An 18,670-nucleotide genomic window follows, 5' to 3' on the forward strand; every position below is an offset into this window, starting at 1 on the left:
CAGATAGCATCACCCGGCCGTTTTCGGCTCGTCTTGATGGTGTCTGCGAACCTGATGCGGCCCTGGCTGGGCTAACCAACAAAAGGAAGAGAATAGCAGAGCTATTCGCCCCATGAACAAAGCCAAACTCTCGCGCCGCGGCTTCGTCCTGGGGGGGATCGCGGCAGGCGTCGCCATCCGGGTCAATTTTCTGGCTGACGGCGCGCGCGCGGATGTCATCGACAATCCGCGTGACGCGCGGCCCGCCTGGATCGGGCCGAACGGCAAGCCGCGCTTTCGCATGGATGCCGTCGCCAAGGTGACGGGCGACAAGACCTTTACGCGCGATTTTCGCGCGAAGGATATGCCGGGTTGGCCGACGGCGCAAAGCAATGCCCTGTTCATTCGGGCGAACCGCGCCGACGCTGCTTTTGAAAGCCTCGACCTGTCTGTTCTGGGCGCTGACCTGCAACCGGATCGTCTCGTGCTCGGCGAGGAACTGGTGAGGGATGGTCTGATGCCACCGGACGGCGCGGTCGTCGTGGCGCCCGGTTTCTACGGCGACCGCTTTCTGGTGCTGAAGGGGGAAACGCCGAGATTGCTGGGCCAACCGGTCGCTTTGCTGATCTATCACGATTTTCCGCAGTTTGCCGCGGCACGCCGAAAGCTCCGCTTCGCGGACGTCATCCAATGGGGCGCCAAAACGGGGTATCATCCGCCGCCGCCTTACGGTGCCGGGCGCAGCATTCGCGTCGGTGGCGCGACGCCGGCCGATGCCGATCTTTACGCGCCGCTGACGGGCACCATCGTCGGCGGAACATTCGATGCGCAGGGTGTGGTTTGGCCTGCCGCCAATGCCAGCGGCAATGCGGCTGAGAAGGCCATGGCGGCAGCAGAGACGATCGCGGCAGGCATCGAAAACGCGGGCCCGGACGCGCTCGTTTTGCAGCGGCGCTTTTACTCGCAATCCGTCGATGCCTCCGCCATGGAACCCGATAACGGGCTGGTCTGGTACCAGGCCGATAGCGGCCGTCTGCATGCGATGATCGCGACGCAATCGCCCTATGAGGTAGCGACCGCGACGACCGCCATGGTCGCGATCTCAAAATTCAAGCTCACCGCCATTGATCTGTCGATCGGCTATACCGTCGGCTATGGCACCAAGGATCACTCGATCTTTCCCTATTACTGCATGATCGCGGGTTTGTACGGTGACGGCCGGCCGGTGCGTCTGGCCAATGACCGGTTCGAGCAGTTTCAGATGGGACTGAAGCGGCACGCGTTCTGGATCGACAATACCCTCGTTATCGACCGTAAGACCCAAAGCTTTGAGGCTATGAAGGGGGTCTTCCGCTGCGATGGTGGCGGGCGCCGGAATTTCTCGCCCGAGGTCGGTTTCGTCGGCATGGTCGCGGCACAAGGCATCTATTACCTGCCGCGCAGCGACTTCTCCTATGAGGCCGTTGCGTCACGTGCCGTCGACGCCGGTTCAACGCGCGGCTTTGGCACGCTGCAGACCATGTCCGCCACGGAAATCATGGTCGATGAGGCGGCAGAGATTCTCGGCGTCGATGCCATCGCGCTGCGCCTCAAAAACGTCCTGCGCACGGGCATGAAGAATTCCCAAGGTGCCATCGCCGGCGGCCAGCTGCGCGATGACGAGCTTCTGGTGCAGATGCAGACCCATCCACTCTGGACCGGCCGGGCCGAGCGGAAAGCCGTCTATGAGGCAGCCAATCCCGGCAAGCGCTACGGCATCGGCTTCGCGCAGGTGCATAAGGATTTCGGCTCGGTCGCCGAGGGCGCTATCACGACCCTGACGCTCGACCCGACAGGGCTGCTCAGCATGCGCCAGCACGGCAATGACATGGGTACGGGCATGACGACGTCCCAGGCCATGATCGTTGCTGCCGTGCTGGGCCGCGCGCCGGAGAGCTATACGTTCGGGATCGTCGATTGGCCTGAAATGCCGCTTTCGGACGAGGGGACGGTCGGGACCCAGGCGGATCAGGACGCTTTGGCGCAGAACCCGCGCTGGACACCCTGCTTTTTGACGTCGATGAGTTCCTCCAACAGTGCCTTCTTCATCGGCCATGCGACGCGGGAGGCTGCGCGCGCGCTGCTGCGTTTCAGCCTTTGGCCGGCCGCCGTTGCGATCTGGTCCGAAGGCGCGGGCGGCGGTCAATTCGGGCCATTGTCGGCGAATGCAGATGAAATCCGATTCGAGGACGGGCATCTGACGGCCGGCGGATTGGAACCCTTGAGTTACGCCCGTCTTGCCAAGGTGGCGCATGAGCGTGGCCTGATCACGGGCGTCAGCGTCCATAGTTTCAACCGTTGGCAGTTCAGTCAGGCGATCTTCGATGTGCCGACGATCGGCACAATGCGCCTGCCGATCGATGCGCTGTCCCTGCGGTTCGGCGATGGGGCCGGCGGCTTTCGGTTCATTGACCGGCAACAGGTCTTCTACCCGGAGGTCGCGCGGATGAATGCCGGTGTCACCTACTATTCCGGCATGGCAACCCTGGTGGAACTGGCGGTCGATACGGCAAGCGGCCAGGTTGATTTGCTGTCACACCACTCCCTGCTGGAATGCGGCAATCAGATCGTCCCCGAACTGGTCTCCGGCCAGATTCAGGGCGGGCTTGCCATGGGCATCGGCCACGCCTTGCACGAAGACTTGCCGCTGTATGAGGACGGCCCTGGCAACGGCACCTGGAATTGGAACCGTTACCGCCTGCCGCATGGCCGTGACGTCGCCGTCTGGACCCAGACGACCACCGTTTTGCCGCCGCTGTCGGAAACCGACCCGCCCAAGGGTATGGCGGAGGTCGTGATGATCGCCGTTGTGCCGGCGATCGCCAATGCCGTCACACATGCCATCGGCAAACGTTTCTATGCGACGCCGATCACGCCTGAGCAGATTCTGGAGGCGCTGTCGTGACGATCCCGCATCGCCCGATGTCACTCACGGTCAATGGCAAGCCCGTCGGGCCGATCGATGTGCCGAATGACATGATGATGCTCGATTTCCTACATGACTATCTGAACCTCACCGGCTCGCGCTTCGGCTGCGGGCAGGGAATTTGCCATGCCTGCACCATTATTCTCGACGATCCGGTTGAGGGCGCGGTTGAGATGCGGACCTGCGTCACGGGCGCGCATTTCTTCGCGGAGAAGCGCGTGCGGACGATCGAAGGCCATGCGACGCGGGACGCCAAGGGCGATATCCTGCAGCTGACGCCGGTGCAGCAGGCGTTCATCGAGCATTTCGCCTTTCAATGCGGCTATTGCACGCCGGGCTTCGTGACCGGCACCCAGGTGCTGATCGAGCGCCTGCGGAAGACACCGATCGCCAGGGCGGATGTGGAAAAGACGATCGAACAGGCGCTGGCGCCGCATATCTGCCGCTGCACCGGCTATGTCCGCTATTACGAGGCGATCAGGGCCGTGATCCTGAGCACCCCCGGCCTGGTGAGCGGTTAGGATGCGCCTGTCCCGACGCATGAGGCTTGGCCTGCTGGCTGTCGGGCTTGTCTGCGTCATTGGGGCCGCCGGCGTGCTGGCGGTTCTGTTCGGGGTCTTTCAGCCGAGCGTCGTGAGCGATGCGGTCAACCAGCCGCTGACGCCGGCCGAGATGGCGCAGTTGGTGCCGCGTGGTCGTTATCTGACGCTGGCGGCCGATTGCGCGGCCTGCCATACCGCGCCGGGTGGCGCGCCCTATGCCGGGGGCCTCGGTTTCGCGCTGCCGGTCGGCACGCTTTACGCCACCAATATCTCGCCGGACCCCACTTATGGCATCGGCCAGTGGAGCCGCGCCGATTTTCAGCACGCGATGCGTGACGGCATCGGTCCGGGCCATAGCTATCTGTTTCCGGCGATGCCCTACGTCTCCTACCGTCAGATGTCGGAAGGCGATGTCGACGCGGTCTATGCTTATCTGATGACAAGGCAGCCCATCCACCAGGCCAGCCCGCGTGACAGCTTTCCACTGCCTTATATGCGGCTGGGCATGGCTTTCTGGAATCTCATCAATCTCCCGAGCCGCGGGTTTGTGACAGATGCGGCACTCTCCCCTACGATCAATCGTGGACGCTATCTGGTCGATGCGCTCGGCCATTGCGGCGAATGTCACACGCCGCGCGATATCAGCATGGGCATGATCCCCGGTCGTTATCTGCAGGGTGCGACGATCGAGGGCGTCGATGCGCCTGACATTACACCCGCCGGCCTCGCCAGGCTGGGCTTCGACGCGCCGACGCTCGCGCAATTCATGCGGGCCGGGTTGGGTCCGCAGGGTGTCACGACCTTCTCGATGTATGAGGTGATCGAACATTCGACGCGCTATCTGACGCCAGCGGATGCCGAGGCGATGGCGGATTACCTCATGCAGGGCGCACCGCCACCGGTGGTGGTCACCGTGGGCGCCGTCACACCCGGAACGGAGCATGGGCGGCAGAGCTATGTCGCGGTCTGTGCCGGCTGCCATGGGCTGAACGGGGTGGGCGTGCCGCATGTGGCGCCCGCGATGCGCACCAACGCGACGCTGCGGCTGCCGAGCGACCGCAATCTCATGCGCATCATGAGCGATGGCCTGCCGGCGCAGAGCTTTCCGGACGGTGAGGCCATGCAGCCTATGCCCGGCTTCGCGCATCTGCTGACGCATCAGGAACTGGTCGATCTGGCCGCCTATCTGCGCAGCACCTGGGGCGGTCATCCGCCACACTAGCCCTGTATGAGCAGGAGCAGAAAGGCGCCGAACAGGATCAGGTGAACGACACCCTGAATGATATTCGTGCGACCGCTGGCGAAGGTAACGATGCTGACGGCAAGCGTGACAAGCAGCATCACCTCGTCCGAATGCTCAACGCCCAGGATCAGGCTTCGGCCCGTGATATAGCTGACGACGATCATGGCCGGGATCGTGAGGCCGATGGTGGAGAGAACCGAGCCTAGAAAGATATTGAGCGAGCGCTGCACATGGTTGGCCATGGCGGCGCGCACGGCGCCGGTCGCTTCCGGTGTTGCGACGAGGATGGCTATGACCAATCCCCCGAGCGCATCCGGCGCGCCGAGCGTCTCGATGATGTAATCGACCGGATGGGCCAGTTGCTCAGCCAGAAAGACCAAGGGCGCCATATAGGCGAAGAGCAGGATCACATGCGGGACGAGCGGTGGCTTGGAACCGGCATGAGACGCGTGACCGGCGACCTCGTCCCCCAAAGTGAAATAGCCGCGATGCCGCCCGCTCTGCATCGCCAGGAAGGTCATATAGAGACCGACGGCGACGAGGGCGACGAAGCTGCTTTGTGCTATGGACAAGGTGGGCCCTGCCGTCGCTTGCGTGAAATCCGGCAGAACCAATGTCAGCACGATCAGCGGAATGATGACGCTGAGATAGGCATTGGCACCTTGCAGATTGTAATGCTGCTCGCGATGCCGCAATCCGCCCAGGAGCAGCGACAGTCCGACCATGCCGTTGAGGATGATCATGACGACCGAGAACAGCGTGTCGCGGGTCAAGGTTGGGTTGTTGGAGCCATGCAGCATGACGGCGGTAATGCTCATGACCTCGATAAAGGTTACCGACAGGGTCAGAATAAGCGTGCCGTAGGGTTCGCCAAGTCGGATCGCGAGTTGATCGGCGTGGCGAACCACCGACAGCGCGGAGCCTAGGATGACGGTCAGCAGCCAGATTGCGATCACCGCCAGCCCGAGCGGATGTGATAGCTGGTTAAACAGGCTATGACCTGCGCAGAAGAAGCAAAGGCAGGTCGCAAAGCTTAGAACAAGCCAGGCTTCATCACGCAAGAATCGGCCTAGCATGACAATTATTGTTCCCTTTGATGCTTGGGTCGCGATCGTATCATTCAGCCAGCGCTTTTTCCAGTTGGACTTGCCGGACCATGACCGCTGCGCGGCTGCGCTTCACTGATTCGTAGCGCTGATTCCTTTGGGGCAGAGGATTCATATTATTCATGACCATCGCTTGATTCTGCGTTTGGCCTGCGAATCGCTGCTCGTTAGGATTCCTTCGCCCGTGAAGGACAAGGACGATGCTCAGCGTTAAGGTCGAGACCACAAGGCTTGAACTGCAAGCGCCCTATCATCCTGCCTTGCCTCTCCGCGCCAGGGCGATCGGAGGGCGATGGATGGGCGCTGGGATTGGTTGGACTTTTCCGCTCAGCGCGGAAGCGGCATTGCGCGCCTTGTGCGAGGATATCTGGGCGGTTGATGGATCACCTGAAGCTTCGGCAGCGACTGTTGATCTGCAGATTGCCGTCGATGAGCGGGCGCCTGTTCGCAGGGTCTTTCTGGCCTATGAGGGGCCGATCTATCTCGTCGGGCGCGAAATTGCGGCGTCGCTCATCAATCGTAAGGCCGCGCGACCGGGGCGTGGTATCCGGTTTTTGGAGGGCAAGCCTCGCTGCGTCGAAACCCCGAGCAAGTGGAGCACGGTCATCCCCAATGGGTCTGTGTTTCTGGTGCGCGACGTGCCGACTATGGCTATCGCTCGCTTTCGGCACGCGCTTGCCGGGGCAGGGGAGCTCGACGTCAGAGCAACAAAGCGGCCAGAGGAAAACTAGCGCGATCTGTGGGGGCGATCGAGCGTACCGCTCGGGCCTGGGGGCTAGAGCCTGTCAGGTTTTAATAGATAATTGGTCATCCGCGCACTTGTTGCGCGGACCTATCCGCCGCGGCGCCCAGACGGCCATTTGCCTGGACATGGGTAGACCCGCGGAACAAGTCCGCGGGCGACGGATTTTTGGGCGTTTCCAACTAAGCTGACGGACGCTAGGTCAACGAGGACCGGGTCGCGGCTTCGCAAACCCGATCCATTGCAGAAAAGCCCTGATCGCCGTCGCCACGGCTAGACGAGCTGCATTGTTTGCAGCTGCCAAGGGCAACGATTGTAAATCAGGTTGGATTGCCATTCGGGATGGCGGTCGAAGTCAAAAATGACGAAGAGCGGACCGAAATGATCGATCGGCATGTATTGGCCGTTGATCTTCGTCGCCATCAGCGGCTTGTCCTGCGCGATCATGTCGAGGGGAATTTCGCAGGCATAGTCGTTCAGCGCGGTGCAGACCAGTTTGGTGCCTGACGCCCCCAGATATTGCAAAAATCTTTCCAGAAAGACCCCCTGGAACTCCACCCGCTTGGTCCAAGGCGTCAGGGTGGTGAAACTTTCGAGACCCAGCGCTTCGATGGAGGCCATATCGAAAACGGCGGTATTGCCTTGATTATGCCGCGTGATCTTGCCGGAAACCGTCAAGATGGGGTCGCCTTTGGGCAGGCCGAGCGCTGGTGCTGCGTCATCCGCGAAAGCCGGGACAATCGCCGAAGCGGATGCCGCGACTGTTCCCAGAAGGAGCGATCGCCGCGTCACGGGGGCAATAATGTTCGACAAAACTGGTCTTCCTCGCTCTGGTGTCACGGACAAGTATCGCGGGTCAAAGATATAGATCTATTTTAGGAGGAAATTCAGCATCAGGATAGCGCCATTGTGACATGGGGTCAGGAATGGAAACAGGCCCTTCGCCCAGGGCTACCCGGAACGCTATCGCATCACCGCAACAAGCTAGGGGATAAGGCCCGTGCCGCGATAGGCCCGAATGCTGCGGTCATAGATGCCGATATCCTGACAGCCGCGCGCGACCAGCTGCGCACCCTCAATGGCCGCGAAGATCGCCGTCGCCTGGTCGGTCAAAGCAGGTTTAGGCGCCTTGGGCTGGGCGATGACGAGGACGCGCTCAAGCCAGGCGAGATTAACGGCCGCGAATTTGTCGACCTCGACGCGAACCTCCTCCGGAAGATCGTCGAGTTCGGCGCTCATGATGCCGCAGAGGCACATGCGATTGTCATTGGCGAGGGCAGCCCGGAAGATCGCGACATAGCGGTCCATGATCTGCGCAGGATTGCTCATTGTGGCCAGCAGCTCGTTCAGAGCGGCTGAACCTTCCTCGGTATAGCGCCGCGCCAAAGCTGCCCCCAGGTCCCCCTTGGTCGGGAAATGGTAATGCACGCTCGCACTTTTGACGCCGACATCCTTGGCGAGTTCACGGAAGCTCAGCGCGTTATAGCCATGGGCCTGAACTGCGAGCCGTCCGGCCGTCATGATCGCTTCGCGGATATCCGTCTTGGTTTTGGCCATCTCTCATCCTTGTCTATCATTCGATAGATAGCGATTGACTCGCCGAAAAGGAAGCCCTATCTCAGCGTCGCTATCTACCGATAGACAGGAAACATCGACACATGAAAATCTTCGACCGTCCGGGCTTCCCCAATCCGGCCCGTATTCGCATCGTTCTGGCCGAGAAGGGGCTGGACTCGCAGATCAATTTCGTCTCGGTCGATCTCATCGGGGCCGAGCACAAGCAAGCCGAATTCCTCGAAAAGAATCCGTCCGGCGTGCTGCCGGTTTTGCAACTTGATGACGGCACCTATATTGCCGAATGCACGGCGATCACCGAATATCTCGACAATCTGGATGGGGATCCGCGGCTGACGGGCAGAACGCCCAAGGAAAAGGCCTTGATCCATATGATGCAAAGACGCGCGGAGGCTGAGTTGCTTGATGCCGTCGGGAATTATTTCCATCATGCGACGCCGGGTCTGGGGACCGCGCTACAGGCTTTCAAAAGCCCCGCATGGGAAGGACGGAAGGATTGGGGCGATCGGCAGCGGGAAAAAGCGCTCGGCGGCCTGCGCTATTTCGATAACGTCCTGAAAGACTCACCCTTTATTGCCGGCGACCACTTCTCGCTGGCCGATATTACGGTCTATGCCGGGCTGATGTTCGGCGATGCTGCCGGGATCACCATCCCGGACGATCATGCCGCATTGAAGACTTGGCGCGAGACAGTCTCCGAAATTCCAAGCGTGAAGAACCGAAGCGGCCAGGCTTTCGGGTCCGAGGATCTGCGACGCCTCGGTTTCTGATCGGCACTGACGCAGCCAGGCGAGGTCAGCCTGGCTGCATCAGCCGCGACAATTCCTTGCGGGTATCGTCGAGAATAGTTTCGGACATGTCAGGGTCGGTCATGATGCGTGACATGGTAACGGCGCCGACCATGGCCGAGACAGCAAGCACCGCGCGGGCCTTGGCCACCTCGGGTGGCATATCATCGAACCGCTTTGATATGGCATCGACGAGGCTCAGGACGCGGGCGGAAGCAGCCGCACGCGTCTCCGTGCAGGCGCGGGCCAATTCGCTGCCGAGGGCTGCGAAAGTACAGCCGTCGGCGATATCGTCGCGATGCGTGGTCGAGAGATAGCTTTCGACGATCGCTGCCGCCCGGTCACGATCGCCCTGGCTGGTGCCGTCCAATTGCGCCTCGACCGATGTCAAAGTGCATTCGCTGCAGGCTTCGGCGACCAGCTGATCCTTGGACAAGAAATGCCGATAGAAAGCGCCATGGGTCAGGCCCGCCGCTTCCATCACATCGGCAATGCTCGTCTCATGAATCCCCTTGCGACGAAATTCCGCCACGGCGGTGAGGATGATCCGTCGTCTGGTCTCGGCCGTTTCGGCCTTTGATTTTTTCATCCCAGAGATCTCCCTGGCCAGGACTCGTCCGCAATCGGCGAATCGATTGCTTATGCCCGACAGCTAAAATCCTGTCGATTGTCCTCCGAGCTTAGCTCCCATCCGCCGGAGGCTGGTCATTGCGGCTTGACCTTTTAGCTGTCGACTGACCTCTATAATGACAATTAGATAGTGATCTAACGACCCTGCCCGTGTCTGCGCAAGCCCCGCGCACCGGGGGCGGATAGCCCGATACGGCGTCTCCGACGCCTCTGCAGACAGACCGACACGAGGATGGAACCGATGAGCAGACCAGATGAACCGGAGACGGATGGGCGTCGGAAGCGCCGATCTGGCGCCAAATATCTGCTGGGACTAACGACTTGCCTGGTGATCCTGGGTGGCACGGGGGTCGTCTATTTTCACGATTATAGCCGAGCGGATACGCCGCCGGCACCGGCCGCCGCGGCGGCAGCCTTGCCGCAAGTCGTCGCCAGCCACCCGCTTGAGCAGGACCTCGACAAGCGCCTGGGCTTTCTCGGTCAGTTCTCGGCCGTCGATCGGGTGGAACTACGCGCCCAAGTCGGGGGCACCTTGACGGAGATCGATTTCAAGGACGGCGACATCGTCAAAGCCGGACAATTGCTGTTCGTCATTGACCCGCGCCCCTACCAGATCGAACTGGATGAGGCGAAGGCCGCGTATGAGACGGCGACGGCGCGCCTTGCCCTCGCCAACCGCGAACTCTATCGCGCCCAGGCCTTGGTGCGAGGCAGCGCCGGCACGGTGGAAGACGTCGACCAGCGTATTTCCGACGAACGCGGCGCTCAGGCTGCTGTCGATGACGCGAGTGCCCGTATCCGTGACGCCCAGCTTGACCTGGAACATAGCCGGATCACCGCGCCCTTTACCGGACGGATCGGCGATCACCAGGTTTCCATCGGCAATCTGATCGCCGGCAGCCGTGCCGCCACCAGCCCGACGACGCTGCTGGCGACGATCGTCTCGCTCGATCCGATCCATCTGGATTTCGACATGAGCGAGGCTGACTATATCGCCTTTTCAGCCTATCGCGCGCAGCAAAAGGGCGCGCTCAACGATCAGGTTCAACTCGCCCTGACGGGCGAGACGCAATATGCCCATGACGGTGTGCTCGACTTCGTCGACAATGCGATCGACCGGTCCAGCGGCACCATTCATGCCCGCGCAACCGTGCCCAATCCGGACCTCATTCTGACGCCCGGCGAATTCGCCCGGCTGAGGGTCGCCGTCACGGCGCCAGCGCCGACCTTGCTGGTGCCGGATGCCTCCGTGCTGCCCGACCAGTCGAACTATATCGTGCTCACGGTATCGCCGGACGGGGTCGTGGTGCCCAAGCCCGTGACACCGGGCGATATGCGCGGCGGGTTGCGCGTCATCCAGTCCGGCCTCAGCCCGAATGACCTCGTGATCACGGACGGTCTGGCCTATGCGGCGCCCGGATCCAAGGTCCGCGTGCAGAATGGCGATATCCGTTTCGCTTCGGCCCAGCAGTAGGATCGGGCTGGTATCATGCGCCTTACGCATTTCTTTATCGATCATCCGCGCTTCGCGACCGTCCTCAGCATCTTCGTGACGCTGCTCGGTCTCGGCGCGCTCTTCGTTCTGCCGGTGGCGCAATATCCTGAGGTTGTGCCGCCAACCGTTCAGATAACCACGACCTATCCCGGCGCCTCGGCCGAGACCGTGGCGCGCACGGTCGCCACGCCGCTGGAGCAGGAAATCAACGGCGTCGAGAATATGCTCTATATGGGCAGCGAATCGACCGGTGACGGCAAGCTGACCATCACGGTGACTTTCAGGATCGGCACCGACCTCAATGTCGCGCAGATGCTGACGCAGAACCGCGTCGAGGATGCGCTGCCGCGATTGCCGGAAGATGTGCAGCGCCTTGGCGTGCAGGTCCGCAAATCGACGCCCAGCATTCTGCTCGCCGTGCATGTCTTCTCGCCCGATAAATCCCGCGATCTTCTCTATCTTTCCAACTACGTGACTTTGCATATCAAGGATGCGGTCGCGCGCCTGCAGGGTGTGGGTGACGTGCAATTCCTGGGTGGCCGCGAATATGCGATGCGCATATGGCTGGACCCCGACAAGGTCGCGGCCCATGACCTGGATGCGTCGGAGGTTCTGGCTGCCTTGCGGGCCCAGAATATCCAGGTCTCGGCCGGTATCCTCAATCAGCCGCCGGTCGCGGGCCAGGAAGCTTATCAGATCAATGTCGAGGCTTTGGGTCGGCTGACGACGCCGGATCAATTCGCCAATATCGTCGTCAAATCCGACGGCAAAGGCCGCATCACGCGGGTGCGGGATATCGGTTGGGTAGAGGTCGGTGCCGCCGATTACGGATCTTCCGCCTATGTCGACCGGACGGACGCGGCGTCGCTGCTGTTCTACGCCGAGCCTGGGGCGAATTCCTTGGCCGTGGAGCATGAAGTGCTCTCGACCATGAAGACGCTGAGTGCCGATTTCCCGCCCGGCGTGGCTTATGAGATCGTCTATGACCCGACCATCTTCATCGCCAAATCGGTGCATGAAGTCATCATCACGATCTTCATCGCCATTCTGCTGGTCGTCGGCGTCGTCTTTGTCTTTTTGCAGACCTGGCGGGCGACCATCATTCCCGTCATCGCCATCCCGGTCTCGCTGATCGGCACCTTCATCATCCTCGCGGCCTGCGGCATTTCGCTGAACAACCTTTCTCTGTTCGGCCTTGTGCTTGCGGTCGGCATCGTCGTGGATGATGCGATCGTCGTCGTCGAGAATGTGGAACGGAACATTCGTGCGGGCATGTCGCCGAAGGAGGCGGCGCACCGGACGATGGATGAGGTCGGTGGCGCGCTGATATCCATTGCACTGACACTCTGCGCCGTCTTCGTGCCGGCTGCCTTTCTGTCCGGTATCGCGGGTCTGTTCTTCAAGCAATTCGCTGTCACCATCGCGGCCTCGACCGTTATTTCCTGCCTAGTTTCGCTGACGCTGAGTCCGGCGCTTTGCGCCGTGCTGTTCAAAGCCCACACCGTGCATGATGCGCATCGCCGCAATATTGCCCGGCGTGCGCTTGACGGCGCCTTCGGCGGTTTCAACACTGGCTTCGAGAAATTGTCGGCGGGCTATGCGGGTCTGACGCGACGTCTGATCCGCGGCATGGCGCTGGTTCTGGTTGCCTATGTCGCTTTGATCGGCCTTACCGGCTTTCAGTTCTCGCGCGCGCCGACCGGCTTCATCCCTGAGCAGGACCAGGGCTATCTGATCACCATCATTCAGTTGCCGCCCGGCGCCACGCTCGCCCGCACCGAAAAGGTCGTGAAGCAAGCGACGGATATCATTCTGAACACGAAAGGGATCGAGCATGCGGCGCCCTTCGCGGGCCTGGATGCCATCACCTCGACCGTCGCGTCCAATTCCGGGACGATCTTCTCCGGCCTGCCTTCGCTGTATAACCACTCCCTCAAAGGCGTGACGGCCAATACCGTCCTGGCCGATCTGCGCCAGCGCCTGTCGGTCATCAAGGACGCCTATGTGCTGACCGTGCCGCCGCCGCCCGTGCAGGGCCTGGGCAGTTCCGGCGGCTTCAAGATGATGCTGGAAGATACAGGCGGCGTGGGGCCGGATGCGCTGGTCGCGGCTACGAAAAAGCTGGTCGCCGCCGCCAATCAGGACCCGGATTTCGCCGGCGTCTTCACGCTCTTCAATGCCGGCTCGCCGTCCGTCTATGCCGATATCGACCGCGAAAAGGTCGAAAAGCTTGGCCTGACGCCGACCGATGTCTTCTCGACGCTGGAAGTTTATCTCGGCTCGCAATACGTGAATGACTTCAACTATCTCGGCCGTACCTATCAGGTCATCGTCCAGGCGGATGGCCAGTTCCGCCGTTCGGCCGATGATGTATCACGCCTGAAGGTGCGCAACATCGACGGAGAGATGGTGCCGATCGGCTCGGTCGCCGATCTGAAACACGACACCATCCCCTATCGCGTGCCGCGCTATAATCTATATCCGGCGGCGGAAGTGCAGGGTGTGGCCGCCCCTGGTGTCGCAACAGGCACGGCGCTGCACCGTATGGAAGAACTCGCCCATCAGGTTCTGCCGCGCGGCGTGAAGTTCGAATGGACGGAACTCGCTTTCCAGCAGCAGGAGAAGGGCACGCCGACGCTGCTTGTCTTCGGTGCCGCCGCACTCTTCGTCTTCCTGGTCCTCGTCGCGCAATATGAGAGTTGGAAACTACCCCTGGCGATCGTGCTGATCGTGCCGATGTGCCTGCTCGCCTCCGTCACCGGGCTGCTCGGGCGGGGCATGCCGATCGATATCCTGGCGCAGATCGGCTTCGTCGTGCTGGTGGGGCTTGCCGCCAAGAACGCCATCCTGATCGTGGAATTCGCGCGACAGAAGGAGGATGACGATAAGGCAACCCCGGCCGAGGCGGCGGTGCATGCGGCCCGCACCCGTCTTCGTCCGATCCTTATGACCTCCTTTGCCTTCATCCTGGGTGTCGCGCCCTTGGCGGTGGCGACCGGGGCGGGGGCCGAAATGCGGCAATCGCTCGGCACGGCCGTGCTGTTCGGCATGCTGGGCGTGACCGTCTTCGGCCTGCTGTTCACGCCGACATTCTACACCGTCATACGCAAGCTTGGTCGGAGGGCGCATTCATGATCGCTTCGTCCCTTCGTCTTTCCGGTCTCCTCCTTGTGCTCGGCGTCGCCGGGTGCATGGTCGGACCGGATTACAAGAAACCAGGCGTAGCATTGGCGCCGTTCCATAATTCGCTGCCGGCTGGGGGGACGCAGCCTGCCCCTCAGCTCGATACCTGGTGGACGGGTTTCAACGACCCGATGCTGGTGACGGTGGTGCAGCGGGCGCTTGATCAGAATCTGGATCTGGCTGCGTCATTCGCCCGCGTGCAGCAGGCGCGGGCTTCCGCCAATGCAGCGGGCGCCCAGCTTCTGCCGACCTTCGACCTGAATGCCAGTGCGACCGTGGAGCATCAAAGCACCGTTGGTGCGCTTGGCGCGCTGGGGGAAAGCCTGCCGGACTACAATCGCGATCAGCGGGAATACAATATTGGTACCGGGGCCAGCTGGGAGATCGACCTTTTCGGCGGTCTGCGGCGTGGCGCGCGGGCGGCGAGGGCCGAGGCCCAGGCGGCGCGGGCTGAGCAGGACGGTACGCGCGTCACCGTCGCGTCCGACGCGGCGGATGCCTATCTGCAGATCCGCGCCTATCAGGCGCGGATTGCCGTGACCACCGATCAGATCGACACCGACACCAAGCTGCTGGGCATCGTGCAATTGCGCGAATCCCTCGGCAAGGGCGAGGATCGGGAGGTCGCTCAGGCGCAGGCGGTGCTGGAACAGGCGCAATCTATCTTGCCGCCGCTGCGCATCGGCTTGGAGGCGCAGCTCAATCGGCTGGATGTGCTGATGGGTGTGCAGCCCGGAACCTATGCGCATGAACTGGCCGTCGTGGCGCCCATTCCGGCCATTCCGGCCATCGGCGGCGACGACCAGCCGCTGGACGTGCTGCGTCGTCGTCCGGACGTGATCGCGGCCGAACGGCGGCTGGCCGCGAGCAATGAGCAGATCGGGGTTGCCGTCGCGGACTATTATCCGAAGATTTCGCTGTCCGGCGCTTTGGGTTTCGACAGTCTCAGCACCAATCAGCTGTTCACGGCCAAGGCCTTCCAGCCGATCGGCACAGGCTTGTTGCGTTGGCGGCTGTTCGATTTCGGAAAAGTCGATGCCGAGGTCGCGCAGGCCAAGGGCAGCAATGCCGAGGCCCTGGCGCAATACCGGCAATCGATCCTGAAGGCGACGGAGGATGTGGAAGACGCGCTCGTCACCTTGTCCCAGACCGAAGTGCGGGTGCAGACCTTGCAGCAGGAAGTGGCGTCGCTCGATAGGGCCAGAAAACTCTCCCAGACCGCCTATGAGGCGGGTGCCATACCGCTGACCGATGTGCTGGACGCTGACCGGCAATTGCTGATCACGCGGGACGAGTTGGACGCCGACCGTGGCGATGCTGCCCGCGCGGCGGTGAAAACCTTCCGCGCGCTTGGCGGTGGCTGGGATGTGCCACCCGGTTCAACGCAGATCGCGGAAAAGTAAGGGAATGGCGGGGGATAATCCCCCGCCATTTTTTCGTCAGTGACCCAGGATGCGGCTGACGAAAGCCTGGGTGCGGGGCTGCTGCGGTGCCCCGAAAATCTGCGCCGGCGGGCCCATTTCCTGGATCTTGCCGTCCGCCATGAAGGCGACGCGGTGCGACACCTCGCGCACGAAGCCCATTTCATGGCTGACGATGAGCAACGTCATATTGTCGGCCGCCAGCATCTTCACCGTATCCAGGACCTCGCCGACACGTTCGGGGTCCAGCGCCGATGTCACCTCATCCAGCAGCAGGATATCGGGTTTCAGGCAAAGCGCGCGGGCGATGGCGACCCGCTGCTGCTGGCCGCCTGACAGCTCATCCGGATAGGAGGTCAGCTTGTCGCCAAGCCCAACCTTGTCGAGCAGGGCGCGGGCTTCAGCCTCCACCGTCTTTTTGTCTCGCTTCTGGATAGTGACGGGTGCGACCATGACATTGCGCAGCACATTCATATTGCCGAACAGATTGTACTGCTGGAAGACGATGGCGAGCTTGTCGCGTGACCGGCGGAGCGACCGTCGGTCGGCATAATTGATCGTCTCACCGGCCAGTGACACGGTGCCTTCGCGCGGCGGCAATAGCCCGCTGATGACGCGCAGCAGCGTGCTTTTGCCCGAGCCGGAAGGGCCGATCAGGCTGACGATCTCACCACGCTCGATAGACAGGTCAATCCCGTCGAGCACGGTGGCGTTGTTATATCGCGCGACGAGGCCGCGAATGTCGAGATGCGCCAAGCCGTCTCTCCAGATAGGCCCCGAAGCGGGCCAGAGGGTAGGAAATGATGAAATAGAGGATCAGCACCGCGCCATAGACGAGCGAGGCCGAGAACCCCTTGGTATTGAGAATCTTGCCGGCCTGGGTCAGTTCCAGCACGCCGACCTGGGAGGCGAGCGCGGTGTCTTTGATGAAGAGCACGAAATAGCCGAAGACCGGCGGCAGGATCAGCGGCCAGGCCTGGGGCAGGCGCACATGCCAGAAGCTATGCCAGGCGGAGAAGTTCATGACAGCCGCTGCCTCCATCTGGCTCGGCTTCACGGCGCGCAATCCGGCACGCACGATCTCGGCCACGAAGGCCGTCGAAATGACCGAGGTGCTGATGAAGGCGATGGCCAGCGCCGAGATATTGAAGCCCAGAACCTGTGCGCCGAAGAAGAATATCATCAATGTGATGAGGAATGGCACGCGGCGCAGGATCTCGACATAGATCAGCGCCAGCGCCTTCAGCGGCCAGAAGATGGGACGGTGCGACAGGCGCGCGATGCTGAGCAGGAAGCCGAAGAACAGGCCGATGACACAACCGACGGCTGAAAGCGACAGCGTGGTCAATGCCGCTTTCAGCAGCAGGATGACGTTATAGATGGTGAAAAGGCGGGGTATTTCCGCGATCAGAAAGCTCAGCATCACAGCACCGGGACGCGTGCGCGGAAGGCCCAGCGGCCGACAAGGGCCAGCAGGATCGTCGCGATGAAGGTGACGACCACATAAAGCACAGCAACGGTCGTGAAGATTTCGATCGAGCGGAAGGTCGTGGAATTGATATTGAAGGCGCGGCCAGTCAATTCCTCCACCCCGAAGATGGAAGCCATGGAGGTACCGAGCGTCATGAGAATATATTGATTGGTCAAGGCGGGCATCGCGACCCGGAACAGATGCGGCAGGGTGACATGGCGCAGCGTCTGCAGCCGGTTCATGCCGAGCGTCTCGGCCGCATCCAGCTCCTGCGCGTGAACGGTGCCAAGGCCGGCGCGGAGAATTTCCGTGAGATAGGCGGCGGCGTTCAGGGTCATGCCGATCAGCACGGCGGCGAAAGGCGAAAACAGAATGCCGAAATCCGGCAGCCCGAAATAGATCACATAGATCTGCACAAGCTGCGGGGTATTCGTGAAGAACGCGACATAGATGCGCACGAGGCGCGAGAGGATGGGATGGCCTTCATTGCGGATGACCGCGAAGAACAGCCCCAGCACCATGCCGCCTATGAAGGACAGCACGCTGAGGGCAAGGCTGATCGCCATGCCCCCGATCAGATAGGGGAGATAGGGCGCTATCTGACCATAGTGCAGGACGTAATGCATAGACCCGAAGCGCCCCCAGTCTCAGCTCTTAGAAATACGGCGTCGTCGGGATGGGATAGACGGGCGCCATGCCGAACCACTTCTTATAGGTATCGTTCAGGAAGCCGTCCGTCTCCAACTCATAGATCGCGACATTCAGCCAGGCCTTCAGCGGCTCGTTGCCGAAGGCGAGGCCGATGGCATCATAATCGACTTCCGCATTCTTGTCGGCGATCACGCGCGTCTTGGCCGGATATTGCTTGGTATAGGTGCCGAGATAATCGGTGACATCGACGATGGCATCGCCACGGCCCTGCTCGAAAGCGCGCACGGCGTCGGGATAATTGTCGAACAGCGTGACCTGGGCCTTGGGCAGGTTCTGCTTCACGTAATCCACCGGCGTCGTGCCACGGACTTCGATCAGCTTCACATTTGATGCATTCAGATCCTGCATGGTCTTGAAGGGCGCGCTATCCTTGGTGAGCGCGCTGATCGCTTCCGTCTGGATGGGCAGCGAAAAGTCGATGACCTGGGCGCGGGCAGGGGTGCGGGTCAGTGCGCCCATCATCAGATCAGCCTTGCCGGTGATCAGGAAAGGCACGCGGTCGGCTGAATTCACCTGCACCAGCTGCACCTTTACGCCCAGCATGCTGCCGAGCTTATTGGCAATATCGACGTCGAAACCCTGAACCTGATTGGTGTCGCTGAAGGAGCCGAGCGGTGGCAGGTTGGGGTTGATGCCGACGACGAGCGTCTTGGCGGAGAGGATCTCATCCAGGCTATGCGCCTGCGCCAAACCCGGTGCGGCGAGCAGGCAGGCAAGGCCGGCGACCCGGCCGATCCACGTCAAGGCACCCATATCAATCATCCCTTTGCGGTTGCATCATGTCGCTCATCAGTATACTTATTGTATACCGTTCGTCGA

At 61.6% G+C, this 18,670-nt stretch carries 16 protein-coding genes; 8 read left to right on the forward strand and 8 right to left on the reverse strand.

Annotation, left to right across the window (positions count from 1 at the left end):
• Positions 1-112: 112 nt before the first annotated feature.
• The 3 genes from ACELLULO517_RS13480 to ACELLULO517_RS13490 are packed head-to-tail and all read left to right on the forward strand — an operon-like array spanning position 113 to position 4,708.
• Complete coding sequence (locus ACELLULO517_RS13480; RefSeq protein ID WP_227307920.1) at positions 113-2,923, forward strand: xanthine dehydrogenase family protein molybdopterin-binding subunit; 2,811 nt, start codon at positions 113-115, stop codon at positions 2,921-2,923.
• The gene (locus ACELLULO517_RS13485) at positions 2,920-3,465 is read left to right on the forward strand and encodes a (2Fe-2S)-binding protein (RefSeq protein ID WP_227307921.1); all 546 of its coding nucleotides are present in this window, start codon (positions 2,920-2,922) and stop codon (positions 3,463-3,465) included. The genes ACELLULO517_RS13480 and ACELLULO517_RS13485 overlap by 4 nt, the downstream gene beginning before the upstream one ends.
• Before the next feature lies 1 nt (position 3,466).
• Entirely contained in the window at positions 3,467-4,708 is a 1,242-nt protein-coding gene (locus ACELLULO517_RS13490) for a cytochrome c (protein ID WP_227307922.1), read from the forward strand.
• On the opposite strand, the gene ACELLULO517_RS13495 is transcribed toward ACELLULO517_RS13490, so the two are convergent.
• Positions 4,705-5,790 carry a calcium:proton antiporter gene (locus ACELLULO517_RS13495; protein WP_227307923.1) on the reverse strand — a complete coding sequence of 362 codons (1,086 nt, stop codon included), beginning with the start codon at positions 5,788-5,790 and terminating at the stop codon, positions 4,705-4,707. The genes ACELLULO517_RS13490 and ACELLULO517_RS13495 overlap by 4 nt on opposite strands.
• Positions 5,791-6,035: 245 nt before the next feature.
• On the opposite strand from ACELLULO517_RS13495, the gene ACELLULO517_RS13500 reads away from it, so the two are divergent.
• Complete coding sequence (locus tag ACELLULO517_RS13500) at positions 6,036-6,566, forward strand: hypothetical protein (RefSeq protein ID WP_227307924.1); 531 nt, start codon at positions 6,036-6,038, stop codon at positions 6,564-6,566.
• 284 nt (positions 6,567-6,850) lie between these two features.
• On the opposite strand, the gene ACELLULO517_RS13505 is transcribed toward ACELLULO517_RS13500, so the two are convergent.
• Complete coding sequence (locus ACELLULO517_RS13505) at positions 6,851-7,390, reverse strand: molybdopterin-dependent oxidoreductase (RefSeq protein ID WP_227307925.1); 540 nt, start codon at positions 7,388-7,390, stop codon at positions 6,851-6,853.
• Positions 7,391-7,561: 171 nt separating this feature from the next.
• A complete protein-coding gene (locus ACELLULO517_RS13510) occupies positions 7,562-8,134 on the reverse strand; it encodes a TetR/AcrR family transcriptional regulator (RefSeq protein WP_227307926.1) in 573 nt (190 codons plus the stop codon).
• A gap of 101 nt (positions 8,135-8,235) precedes the next feature.
• On the opposite strand from ACELLULO517_RS13510, the gene ACELLULO517_RS13515 reads away from it, so the two are divergent.
• Positions 8,236-8,922, forward strand: a complete 687-nt coding sequence (locus tag ACELLULO517_RS13515) for a glutathione S-transferase family protein (RefSeq protein ID WP_227307927.1) — start codon at positions 8,236-8,238, stop codon at positions 8,920-8,922.
• A gap of 25 nt (positions 8,923-8,947) precedes the next feature.
• Here the strand turns inward: ACELLULO517_RS13515 and ACELLULO517_RS13520 are convergent, their stop codons facing one another.
• A complete protein-coding gene (locus ACELLULO517_RS13520; RefSeq protein WP_227307928.1) occupies positions 8,948-9,529 on the reverse strand; it encodes a TetR/AcrR family transcriptional regulator in 582 nt (193 codons plus the stop codon).
• Positions 9,530-9,811: 282 nt separating this feature from the next.
• Between ACELLULO517_RS13520 and ACELLULO517_RS13525 the strand changes: the two genes are divergently transcribed.
• The 3 genes from ACELLULO517_RS13525 to ACELLULO517_RS13535 are packed head-to-tail and all read left to right on the forward strand — an operon-like array spanning position 9,812 to position 15,651.
• Positions 9,812-11,044: an efflux RND transporter periplasmic adaptor subunit gene (locus tag ACELLULO517_RS13525; RefSeq protein WP_227307929.1), complete on the forward strand. Its 1,233-nt coding sequence runs from the start codon at positions 9,812-9,814 to the stop codon at positions 11,042-11,044.
• 15 nt (positions 11,045-11,059) lie between these two features.
• Positions 11,060-14,200, forward strand: coding sequence for an efflux RND transporter permease subunit (locus ACELLULO517_RS13530; RefSeq protein WP_227307930.1), 3,141 nt, complete (start codon positions 11,060-11,062; stop codon positions 14,198-14,200).
• Positions 14,197-15,651 (forward strand): efflux transporter outer membrane subunit, encoded by a 1,455-nt coding sequence (locus tag ACELLULO517_RS13535; protein ID WP_227307931.1) that lies wholly within the window; start codon positions 14,197-14,199, stop codon positions 15,649-15,651. Before ACELLULO517_RS13530 ends, ACELLULO517_RS13535 begins: the two co-directional genes overlap by 4 nt.
• Positions 15,652-15,687: 36 nt before the next feature.
• On the opposite strand, the gene ACELLULO517_RS13540 is transcribed toward ACELLULO517_RS13535, so the two are convergent.
• The 4 genes from ACELLULO517_RS13540 to ACELLULO517_RS13555 are packed head-to-tail and all read right to left on the reverse strand — an operon-like array spanning position 15,688 to position 18,604.
• A complete protein-coding gene (locus ACELLULO517_RS13540; RefSeq protein ID WP_227307932.1) occupies positions 15,688-16,425 on the reverse strand; it encodes an amino acid ABC transporter ATP-binding protein in 738 nt (245 codons plus the stop codon).
• Positions 16,385-17,092: an amino acid ABC transporter permease gene (locus ACELLULO517_RS13545; protein ID WP_227307933.1), complete on the reverse strand. Its 708-nt coding sequence runs from the start codon at positions 17,090-17,092 to the stop codon at positions 16,385-16,387. The genes ACELLULO517_RS13540 and ACELLULO517_RS13545 overlap by 41 nt, the downstream gene beginning before the upstream one ends.
• Entirely contained in the window at positions 17,092-17,766 is a 675-nt protein-coding gene (locus tag ACELLULO517_RS13550; protein WP_227307934.1) for an amino acid ABC transporter permease, read from the reverse strand. The genes ACELLULO517_RS13545 and ACELLULO517_RS13550 overlap by 1 nt, the downstream gene beginning before the upstream one ends.
• A gap of 28 nt (positions 17,767-17,794) precedes the next feature.
• Entirely contained in the window at positions 17,795-18,604 is an 810-nt protein-coding gene (locus ACELLULO517_RS13555; RefSeq protein WP_227307935.1) for a transporter substrate-binding domain-containing protein, read from the reverse strand.
• Between the last annotated feature and the right edge of the window lie 66 nt (positions 18,605-18,670).

The sequence above is a fragment of the Acidisoma cellulosilyticum genome (genome assembly GCF_020621385.1).
GTDB classification, from domain to species: domain Bacteria; phylum Pseudomonadota; class Alphaproteobacteria; order Acetobacterales; family Acetobacteraceae; genus Acidisoma; species Acidisoma cellulosilyticum.

Bases quoted from the DNA above. Each gene is read 5' to 3' on its own strand.
- ACELLULO517_RS13480 (WP_227307920.1), top strand. From the start codon at position 113: ATGAACAAAGCCAAACTCTCGCGCCGCGGCTTCGTCCTGGGGGGGATC.
- ACELLULO517_RS13490 (WP_227307922.1), top strand. From the start codon at position 3,467: ATGCGCCTGTCCCGACGCATGAGGCTTGGCCTGCTGGCTGTCGGGCTT.
- ACELLULO517_RS13500 (WP_227307924.1), top strand. From the start codon at position 6,036: ATGCTCAGCGTTAAGGTCGAGACCACAAGGCTTGAACTGCAAGCGCCC.
- ACELLULO517_RS13510 (WP_227307926.1), bottom strand. From the start codon at position 8,134: ATGGCCAAAACCAAGACGGATATCCGCGAAGCGATCATGACGGCCGGA.
- ACELLULO517_RS13515 (WP_227307927.1), top strand. From the start codon at position 8,236: ATGAAAATCTTCGACCGTCCGGGCTTCCCCAATCCGGCCCGTATTCGC.
- ACELLULO517_RS13520 (WP_227307928.1), bottom strand. From the start codon at position 9,529: ATGAAAAAATCAAAGGCCGAAACGGCCGAGACCAGACGACGGATCATC.
- ACELLULO517_RS13525 (WP_227307929.1), top strand. From the start codon at position 9,812: ATGAGCAGACCAGATGAACCGGAGACGGATGGGCGTCGGAAGCGCCGA.
- ACELLULO517_RS13530 (WP_227307930.1), top strand. From the start codon at position 11,060: ATGCGCCTTACGCATTTCTTTATCGATCATCCGCGCTTCGCGACCGTC.
- ACELLULO517_RS13535 (WP_227307931.1), top strand. From the start codon at position 14,197: ATGATCGCTTCGTCCCTTCGTCTTTCCGGTCTCCTCCTTGTGCTCGGC.
- ACELLULO517_RS13545 (WP_227307933.1), bottom strand. From the start codon at position 17,092: ATGCTGAGCTTTCTGATCGCGGAAATACCCCGCCTTTTCACCATCTAT.
- ACELLULO517_RS13550 (WP_227307934.1), bottom strand. From the start codon at position 17,766: ATGCATTACGTCCTGCACTATGGTCAGATAGCGCCCTATCTCCCCTAT.
- ACELLULO517_RS13555 (WP_227307935.1), bottom strand. From the start codon at position 18,604: ATGGGTGCCTTGACGTGGATCGGCCGGGTCGCCGGCCTTGCCTGCCTG.